The organism is Enterobacter sp. Y17 (genome assembly GCF_019730495.1).
Classification (GTDB): Bacteria; Pseudomonadota; Gammaproteobacteria; order Enterobacterales; family Enterobacteriaceae; genus Enterobacter; species Enterobacter asburiae_B.
Genome location: NZ_JAASKP010000011.1, coordinates 19782 through 29207, shown reverse-complemented (window position 1 = coordinate 29207; position 9426 = coordinate 19782). Strand labels below are relative to the sequence as shown.

General features: G+C 55.9%; 9 protein-coding genes and 1 tRNA gene. 3 read left to right on the top strand and 7 right to left on the bottom strand.

Features of this window, described 5'->3' with window-relative positions; genetic code table 11:
* Positions 1-72: transfer RNA gene (locus HCH49_RS22085), tRNA-Phe, on the bottom strand.
* Positions 73-241: 169 nt separating this feature from the next.
* On the opposite strand from HCH49_RS22085, the gene HCH49_RS22080 reads away from it, so the two are divergent.
* Positions 242-1087: an AraC family transcriptional regulator gene (locus HCH49_RS22080; protein WP_087823476.1), complete on the top strand. Its 846-nt coding sequence runs from the start codon at positions 242-244 to the stop codon at positions 1085-1087.
* Positions 1088-1123: 36 nt separating this feature from the next.
* Positions 1124-1714 (top strand): LysE family translocator, encoded by a 591-nt coding sequence (locus HCH49_RS22075; RefSeq protein WP_221703344.1) that lies wholly within the window; start codon positions 1124-1126, stop codon positions 1712-1714.
* Here the strand turns inward: HCH49_RS22075 and HCH49_RS22070 are convergent.
* The 5 genes from HCH49_RS22070 to aspA all read right to left on the bottom strand — a co-directional run bounded on the left by HCH49_RS22070 (position 1711) and on the right by aspA (position 7293).
* A complete protein-coding gene (locus HCH49_RS22070; RefSeq protein ID WP_032641387.1) occupies positions 1711-2286 on the bottom strand; it encodes a transcriptional regulator in 576 nt (191 codons plus the stop codon). The genes HCH49_RS22075 and HCH49_RS22070 overlap by 4 nt on opposite strands.
* Before the next feature lie 49 nt (positions 2287-2335).
* Positions 2336-4027 (bottom strand): protein-disulfide reductase DsbD, encoded by a 1692-nt coding sequence (locus tag HCH49_RS22065; protein WP_221703343.1) that lies wholly within the window; start codon positions 4025-4027, stop codon positions 2336-2338.
* Positions 4003-4326: a divalent cation tolerance protein CutA gene (gene cutA / locus HCH49_RS22060; protein WP_014168278.1), complete on the bottom strand. Its 324-nt coding sequence runs from the start codon at positions 4324-4326 to the stop codon at positions 4003-4005. Before cutA ends, HCH49_RS22065 begins: the two co-directional genes overlap by 25 nt.
* Before the next feature lie 113 nt (positions 4327-4439).
* Positions 4440-5741 (bottom strand): anaerobic C4-dicarboxylate transporter, encoded by a 1302-nt coding sequence (locus HCH49_RS22055; protein WP_023334226.1) that lies wholly within the window; start codon positions 5739-5741, stop codon positions 4440-4442.
* Positions 5742-5856: 115 nt separating this feature from the next.
* A complete protein-coding gene (gene aspA, locus HCH49_RS22050; protein WP_003855923.1) occupies positions 5857-7293 on the bottom strand; it encodes an aspartate ammonia-lyase in 1437 nt (478 codons plus the stop codon).
* 335 nt (positions 7294-7628) lie between these two features.
* Here aspA and HCH49_RS22045 point away from each other — a divergent pair, with 335 nt between their 5' ends.
* Positions 7629-8093: an FxsA family protein gene (locus tag HCH49_RS22045; RefSeq protein ID WP_023616652.1), complete on the top strand. Its 465-nt coding sequence runs from the start codon at positions 7629-7631 to the stop codon at positions 8091-8093.
* A gap of 24 nt (positions 8094-8117) precedes the next feature.
* Here HCH49_RS22045 and yjeH read toward each other — a convergent pair whose 3' ends face one another.
* The gene (yjeH, locus tag HCH49_RS22040; RefSeq protein WP_087823482.1) at positions 8118-9368 is read right to left on the bottom strand and encodes an L-methionine/branched-chain amino acid transporter; all 1251 of its coding nucleotides are present in this window, start codon (positions 9366-9368) and stop codon (positions 8118-8120) included.
* Positions 9369-9426: the final 58 nt, after the last annotated feature.

The window sequence follows — 9426 nt, the reverse complement described above, 5'->3', positions numbered from 1 at the left end:
GCCCGGACTCGGAATCGAACCAAGGACACGGGGATTTTCAATCCCCTGCTCTACCGACTGAGCTATCCGGGCAACGGAGCGCATTAAACCGCAATCACGCTCGATCGTCAACATTATTTCGGGAAAAGCTGTTCAACTGCTTAAGTTTGCGGCAATCTGTCCGCTTTCGCCGTGAAAATGCACAAATCTTCCAGACACAACCAGCGTAATACGGCAATGCTGATAGCAAGAGGAGGACAGTATGGCGAATGACTGGCTTGAACTGCGTCAGCATGCAGATACGGGTATTGAGACGATTAAAGCGCATTTCGAAGGGCATGCCTTTGATCCGCACTGGCACGATAGCTATCTGGTAGGGATAACCCTCTCCGGCACGCAGCAGTTTCACTGCCGCCGTGAGCGTCATCGTAGCCAGCCGGGCGACGCATTTCTGCTCGAACCTGGCGAGATCCACGACGGTGACGCGCCTGTAGAGGGCGGCTTTACCTATTTGACCTTCTATCTGGATGAGCGCTGGCTTACCCGTGCGCTACAAGGGCTTTACGAATCTACTCCCGGGAGTTATTCACTCCACTTTGCCCGAACGCTAACGCGGGAGCCGCAGCTGGTGCGCGCTATCGGTGAGACATTCTCCACCCTGCATAATGACGAGATGAAAATCGTTCAGCAGAGCACTATGGATAATCTGCTCTCCCGGATCACCGCCCATTGCCACTGGCGTAAAAAACTGCCGTCGCAGTTACAAAGCGCTGCCGTGGCGCACCGTGCGCGCGACTATCTCTTTGCTCATATCGGCGAGAACGTAGGGCTGTCAGACCTTGCGCGCGAGACGGGCACGGATCGCTTTACCCTGACGCGCTGTTTTAAGCGCGAGTTCAACCTGGCGCCACACGCATGGCTTATTCAGCTTCGTCTGGCAAAGGCCCGACAGCTGCTGGCGCGTGGCGACCAGCCCGTTGATGTGGCTGCCGCAGTGGGATTTGCCGATCAAAGCCATCTGGGACGTTGGTTTCAGCGTGCTTACCGCATCTCTCCTGCACACTACCGACGGTTGTGCACAAACCTTCCAGACGTTTCCAAAAAATAACGGCACATTCATGGCTCTAATAAAAAGGAGCCACCTGTGAGTTTGATACCCTTTCTGTTGTTCGCATTTGTCGCCTCCATTACGCCGGGGCCGACCAATATTCTCGTGCTGACGAACAGCCAGCACTTTGGCGTAAAAAATACCGTACCTGCTATTCTGGGCGGATGTATCGCGGCCAGTGCGATTGTGCTGGTATCAGGCGCGGGCGCGGGGGAAGTGCTGCGGCAGTATCCTCTGATACGTCAGATAATGAGCTGGGCAGGCGTGCTGTGGCTAAGCTGGATGAGCTGGCAGCTGTTTCGCGCCCCGGCTGCCCGTCTCTCCGCTGAGAACCGTATCCGATTCACCGCTCGGGCGGCGGCGCTGCTGCAGGTCGTGAACCCCAAAACCTGGATGATGGCGCTGGCAGTCGTCAGCCTGTTTGCCCCAGCTGGCGACCATGCATTGCGGGATATTGCGCTAATGGCGCTATGGTTTCTGCTGATCTCGATAGCCTGTTTGATGTGCTGGGCGTGGTTGGGTAAAGCGGTGAACCGAATTTTTCGCACCACCGTGGCGATGGTGCGGTTTCAGCGCCTGATGGCGCTGTGTCTGCTCGTCTCCGCCTGGGCGGGCATGCTGGCTTAGGTCAGTGCTCCACCCATTCTGCATTGGGCAAAGCGTAGAATATCTTCCGCCAGGCGGTGTGCCGTATCCACATCGGCCTGGCTACGGTTCACCAGCATGCGGCTGAGGCAACCTTCCAGCACCAGCTCCATCTGTTTAGCCACCATCGCAGGGTCATCGACTTCCAGCGTGGTCAGCAGTTCGTGGGTAAAGTCATGCGCCGCCCGTTTTTGCTGATCCGCCAACTGGTGAATAGGATGGCCAGGGTCAGGAAAATAAGTGCAGGCGGCGATGAACAGACAACCCGGGTAGCGGTTGTTGCTGACGCATTCCGTCAGGGCAGTATAGCGCGCCAGCAGCTTTTGCTCCGCGGTCAGTTCTTCATTCAGCATCAGTTGTCTGCGCCAGACATCAACCTGCTGGCTGAGATAGCGCAAGGCATCATAGAGTAGCGCCTCTTTATCCGGCCAGAAGCGCTTAAGTTCGTCCAGGGGATAATCGATACGGTCGGCTACCATCTCAAGCGTGGTGCTGGCGATCCCTTGAATCTCAAGTAGTTGCAGGGCTTGTCCCAGTACGTCTTCACGTTGCATGGTTATCTCCTCCGCTATTCCCAACGGTTTGTCCCGCTTAAAGTGTTGTTTACGGTTGGCGATTGCGCAAATGCGCGCTAAATGCCGCAGCATCCATAAACCCGGTTACACGCTGTTCTGGCTGCTCATGGCCCTGTTGATTGAAGAACAGAATGGTTGGCAGCCCGAGTACGTTAAGCTGCTTCAGCAGAGCCTTATCCTGCGCATTATTGGCGGTCACGTTAGCCTGGAGCAAAACGGTCTCTTTCAGGGCGTTTTGCACCTGTGGATCGCTAAAAGTATATTTTTCAAACTCTTTGCAGGCGACACACCAGTCGGCATAGAGATCGAGCATCACCGGTTTGCCTTTCGCCTCTGCCAGAGCGCTGTTAAGTTCATCCACGTTTTTAATCTGGGTAAAGTTCAGATGCGCCTGGGTCTGACTCACCGGTGTGCCGAACGCCCAGTCCTGCAGAGGGCGTACGCTCACCAGTGCGGCAGCCAGCAGCAGGATTTGCACCAGGCGCATCCATGGCTTCTTCGCCCCCAGGCTGACGATAAACGCCCAGGCAAAGAATGCTACGCCGAGTATCGCCCACAGGCGCAGACCCCATGCGTCGCCGATGATACGCTCAAGAAGGAACACCGGCAGCGCGAGGATGACAAAACCAAATGCGGTTTTCACCGTCTCCATCCACGGGCCGCTCTTCGGCAGAAGTCGATTGCCGAAAACCGTGACCAGAATCAGCGGCAGGCCCATGCCCAGGGCATACAGGTACAACGTTCCGCCGCCGAGCCACATATTGCCGCTCTGTGCGATGTACAGCAGGATAGCGCTCAGCGGTGCGGTAGTGCAGGGAGAGCAAATCAGCCCGGCAATGGCACCCATCGCGAACACGCCGCCTGCGGAGCCGCCCTGCTGACGGTTGCTCATCAGCGTTAAGCGCGTTTGCAGCGAAGAGGGCAGCTGTAGCGTGAACAGGCCAAACATTGACAGCGCCAACAGGATAAACACCGCTGACAGGCCAATGAGAACATAAGGGTGCTGGAGTGCTGCCTGGAACTGTAACCCGGCAGCGGCAACCACGAGGCCGAGCGCCGTGTAGGTTAGCGCCATTCCCTGCACGTATATAAAAGCCAGCAGCAGCGCGCGGGCGGTAGAAAGACGCTGTTTGCCGCCCAGCACGATGCCAGAGATGAGCGGATACATCGGCAACACGCACGGCGTAAAGGCAATGCCGATACCAATCAGTAACGCCCACAGCGCTGAGAACGGAAGGTCAGCGCTATCGTTGGCTTTCTCAACCGAGGGGGCCGGCGTTACAGCAGCAGACGCTTTTACTTCGCTGAGCGGCACGACTTTCGTTTCCGGTGGATAGCAGAATCCTGCGTCCGCGCATCCCTGGTAGGTCACCGTCAGCGTCGCGCCTTTATCGGCCTGATTCACCGTAACGGGCACGCTCAGGCGCTGGCGGTAGATTTCACTCTTACCGTAGAACTCGTCCTCGTGCCATTCGCCAGCGGGTAATTGTAATGCGGCCACGTTTGCCTGGGCAGGGGTAATGCTCACCTGCTTGCGATAGAGGTAATAGCCCTCTTTCACCTGCCAGGTGAGCGTCAGATCGTGCTGGTTCTGCTGAAAATCGAAAACAAACGCCTGGTCGGCAGGAATAAAGTTCGAACGGCCGGGCGCGTCAAACAACCCGGCAAAAGCTGACGTGCTGCACAGCAGCAGGATCAGCGTAAGGAAGCGTTGAGCCATGAGAGATAGTCGTTATCGCCGTGGACCACTGGCAATACCAGCAGCTCCGGGGTTTGGTAAGGATGATGAGATTTGAGGCAGTCCAGGAGAGCCTGCTGATTCGCCAGATTGGTTTTGAGCAACATCTGGACTTCGTACTCTTGCTCCAGCTTGCCTTCCCAGTAATAAAGGGAGGTGGCACCGGGGAGGAGCGTCACGCAGGCGGCCAGTTTTTCGGCCAGCACTTTGGCGGCGAGATCCTGGGCAGAGGCTTCATCAGGGGCGGTACACAGTACGACAACAGCATCAGGCGTGTTCACAAGTCGACCTCCTCATCACGAAAGGCTTCACTATATCACGCAAGGCGGTTGGTCATTAATGAAACGGGCCGCAGTGCGGCCCGATTTTAACTATTTTTACAACCACTCACCGTTTACAGCACCACGCCGCCAATGATAAAGCCGAGGATCACGCAAAGTGAAATGGCGACCACGCCCGGGATCAGGAACGCGTGGTTAAACACATACTTACCGATACGGGTTGAGCCGGTGTCGTCCATCTCCACCGCCGCCAGCAGGGTTGGGTAAGTTGGTAGAACGAAGAGGGCAGAAACCGCTGCGAAAGAGGCAATCGCCGTCAGTGGCGTCACGCCCAGCATCAGTGCCGCAGGCATCAGCGCTTTGGTGGTCGCAGCCTGGGAGTAAAGCAGGGTAGCGGCAAAGAACAGCACCACCGCCAGCAGCCACGGGTAGTTGTGAAGCAGATCTCCAGCGACGGTCTGAATGTCGCTGATGTGCGCTTTCACGAAGGTATCACCGAGCCACGCCACGCCCAGTACGCATACGCAGGCGCTCATACCGGATTTAAAGGTGCTGGCGTTCAGCACTTCGCTGGTGTCGATTTTACAGGTGATGCTAATCAGCGTCGCGATGGTCAGCATAAACACTACAATCGCTTCGTTACGCGGCAGGACAGGGTTCTGGATCAGGCCCACGGTGTCGCTGATGGCGGTCGCGTAGAACATCACCGCGACAATACCGATTAGGAACAGCAGCACGGAGCGCTTTGCGTGCGGCTTCAGCTCGAAGACCTGGCTGCCGCGCAGTCTCACTTCACCCTTGGCGAGGCGTTCCTGGTAAACCGGATCGTCTTTCAGTTCAGCGCCGAGGAAGTTACACAGCACGGCAGTAATCATCACCGCAATCAGCGTCACCGGGATACAGATCGCCAGCAGCGTCAGGTAGCTCACGCCCATCGGCTCCAGAATACCGGCGAAGAAGACCACCGCAGCGGAAATCGGTGAGGCGGTAATCGCAATCTGGGACGCGACGACGGCAATAGAGAGTGGACGAGACGGACGGATACCCTGCTCTTTCGCCACTTCGGTAATCACCGGCAGCGTAGAGAAGGCGGTGTGGCCCGTACCGGCGAGAATGGTCATAAACCAGGTCACCAGCGGGGCAAGGAAGGTGATGTATTTTGGATGGCGGCGCAGCATACGCTCCGCCAGGCTTACCAGGTAGTCCATACCGCCTGCCACCTGCATAGCGGCGATAGCGGCAATAACTGCCATGATGATTTCGATAACGTCGAACGGGATTGCGCCGGGTTTAATCTGAAAGATAAGGGTAAGAACGAGCACCCCGAGACCGCCGGCAAAACCGATGCCGATACCCCCGAGTCTTGCTCCCAAATAAATCGCCAACAAGACGATGACGAGTTCTGCTCCAAACATAAGGACCTGCCTTGCTTATTAACAAGTTGATATTGAATTGTTGTATTTAGGTAACGCCTAAAAAGAAAAAAGGCACGTCACAAGTGACGTGCCTTAAGAAGCCTAGCCAGAACGGTTACTGTTCGCTTTCATCGGTATATCGTTTCGCTTTATATGCCGGGTGCATCAGGTTCTGGGCCGAGAAGATATCGTCCAGCTCAGCTTCGGTCAACAGCCCGCGCTCCAGCACCACTTCACGTACGCTCTTACCGGTTTCGGCGCAAATCTTACCGACGATATCACCGTTGTGGTGACCGATGAACGGGTTGAGGTAGGTGACGATCCCGATGGAGTTATAGACATAACCCTCACAGACTTCTTTATTCGCCGTGATGCCGTTAATGCATTTTTCCAGCAGGTTGTAGCAGGCGTTGGTCAGAATGTGGATGGATTCAAACATCGCCTGGCCAATCACTGGCTCCATCACGTTCAGCTGCAGCTGACCCGCTTCCGAGGCCATGGTCACGGTTGTATCGTTACCGATGACTTTGAAGCAAACCTGGTTCACCACTTCTGGCACAACCGGGTTCACCTTGGCTGGCATGATGGATGAACCGGCCTGCAGCTCTGGCAGGTTGATTTCATTCAGGCCAGCGCGCGGACCGGAAGAGAGCAGGCGCAGGTCGTTACAGATTTTGGACAGTTTCACCGCCAGACGTTTCAGGGCGCTGTGTACCATGACGTAGGCGCCGCAGTCGGAGGTGGCTTCAATCAGGTCTTCTGCAGGCACAACCGGCAGGTTAGAGACTTCAGCCAGCTTCTGTACCGCCAGCTGCTGATAGCCATCCGGGGTGTTCAGACGCGTACCGATGGCGGTGGCGCCCAGGTTCACTTCCAGCAGCAGCTCGGAGGTGCGCAGCAGGTTTTTGGTCTCTTCGTTCAGCAGTACGTTAAACGCGTGGAATTCCTGGCCGAGCGTCATCGGCACCGCGTCCTGCAGCTGGGTACGACCCATTTTCAGGATGTCCTGGAACTCAACCGCTTTACGCTGGAAGCCATCACCCAGCTGGTTGATCGCGTCCACCAGTTTCACTACAGAGGCATACACCGCGATACGGAAGCCGGTAGGGTAGGCGTCGTTGGTAGACTGGCATTTGTTTACGTGGTCGTTCGGGTTCAGGTACTGGTATTCACCTTTCTGGTGACCCATCAGCTCCAGGCCAATGTTTGCCAGTACTTCGTTGGTATTCATGTTGACGGAGGTGCCCGCGCCGCCCTGATAGACGTCAACCGGGAACTGGTCCATGCATTTGCCGTTGTTCAGCACTTCATCGCAGGCTGCGATAATCGCATTTGCCGCGCTTTTAGGAATGGTTTGCAGCTCTTTGTTGGCCAGTGCTGCGGCTTTCTTCACCATCACCATGCCACGGACAAACTCAGGAATGTCGCTGATTTTGCTGTTGCTGATGTAGAAGTTTTCAATCGCTCTCAGAGTGTGGACACCGTAGTAGGCATCCGCTGGAACTTCCCTGGTACCCAACAAGTCTTCTTCGATACGAATGTTGTTTAACATGTGAACCTTCTTTTCAAGCTGCCGATGGATTGTACTAAACACACAGTATTTATGTGGTTTTGAATATTTTCTGGCCGACGATTATTCCCTCAATCAGCCAGATGTTCGAGATCATATGCTGATGATAGCGAATTGCCGTAAGCTGGATCACTTATTATCGAGCCGATTCCATGATAATTATTAATCTGTGAAATGGGTCACCGCTTTATAATTTCCAAAAAAAATATCCGTGCAAACTGATTGAATTTTCGCTAACCGTCACCATTTCATACAAACGCGCGTCGCGAACACATTCAGACAGGGGCCCGATGGCCTCTGCCACACAGGAGATGCCAGTGCGCTGGATACCGTTTATTGCTTTCTTTCTCTATGTTTACATTGAGATTTCCATTTTCATCCAGGTTGCCCATGTGCTGGGCGTCCTGCTGACGCTGATTCTGGTGATTTTCACCTCCGTCATCGGCATGTCGCTGGTGCGTAATCAGGGTTTCAAAAATTTCCTGATAATGCAGCAGAAGATGGCCGCAGGGGAAAGCCCAGCGGAAGAGATGATCAAAAGCGTGTCGTTGATTATTGCGGGGCTGCTGCTGATCCTGCCGGGGTTCTTCACTGATTTCCTCGGCCTTCTGCTGCTTCTGCCGCCGGTGCAAAAACACCTGACCATGAAGCTGCTGCCGCATCTGCGCTTTAGCCGTATGCCGGGGGGCGGATTCAGCACCGGGCCGGGCGATACCTTTGAAGGGGAGTATCAGCGTAAGGATGAACAGCACGACCGTTTAGACCATAAAGACGATCGGTGATTTTGTTGCCCGGTGGCGCTTCGCCTACCGGGCTTCCGGTAGCGCACCGCGCTTCGGCAAAAACACCCACAGCCCTGCCAGCATGACAATCGCGTACAGACTCTTCCATCCCACCATCGCCAGCAACAGCAGGCAAAGCAAACCCCCGACGACCGCCAGAGCTTTATAGCGACCTTTCAGCAAACGACATCCCGCCAGCATGCACAGCAGGTAGATCATGATGAAAATGCCGTTGGCGTAGACGATCAGCGCGTCCAGATTGATCTTCAGTGCGTAAATACACAGCGTGCTCACCACGCAGCAGCCCAGTACGGCATTCAGGGCATTCAGCGGAAGCTGGCGTTTAGACAGGCGTGCGAGGCGATTCTCAGGTTTGTCGAGCGCCTGCGACCACACCAGCCGGGCAAAGCTCTGGATATAAATATTGAGGCTGGCAAAACAGGCGAGATAGCCGATGACACAGGCGATCCATAGCGCCTTCACGCCGAACAGTTCCACCACGATACCCGGCAGCGATGCCGCGGCGGCGAGATCCGCTCCGAACGCGTGGAAGTGTAAGACCAGCACGGTACACGCCCAATAGACCGTGCCAGCAAGCAGCAGGCCTATCATCAACGCGCGGGGGAAATCGCGTTCAGGCTGCTTAAATTCAGAGGCCAGATGGGCAAAGGCTTCCAGGCCGACAAAACACCAGAACATGACGGAGAGCGCGGCGAAAAGCTGGGAATGGTCGACGTCTGTCACCGCAGGGAAGGGAATTTCCTTTATTGTGATATCGCCCGCCCACCAGATTGCGACAACGAGCGCGACAATCAGCACCGCAACCAGCGTCTGCAGGTTGGCGCTGGAGCTGGCGCCGCGAGAGCCCACCCACCAGACGATCGCCAGCGTACCCAGCTCGGCCAGCAATAACTGCTCGTTATGCCAGCCAAACAGCGCCTGACCAAAGCCGGTCGCAATATGCAACGCCGCAGGAAGGCCAACCGGAATGACGGAGAGAAACAGCCAGCCGGTAACGCGCTGCAGCCGCGGGCCAAAGGCCAGTCCGACAAAGTGCGCCACACCGCCCGCGCTGGGGAAATGCCGCCCCAGGATGGCAAACACAATGGCTATCGGGAAAACCAATACAATCAGCGCTGGCCACGCCCACAGGCTGTTATTTCCAGCCACCAGCGCCGCCAGTGCGGGTACGGCAAACACGCCCGTACCTAACAAGGAGGTTGAGAGCAGTCCGACGCCCTGCGCCAGCCCCAGCTCCTGCTTGAGTCCACTCATTCACATCGCCCTGCCAGTACCAAAAGAGAGGCGATGGTAACACTTTCGCAAATTTTTT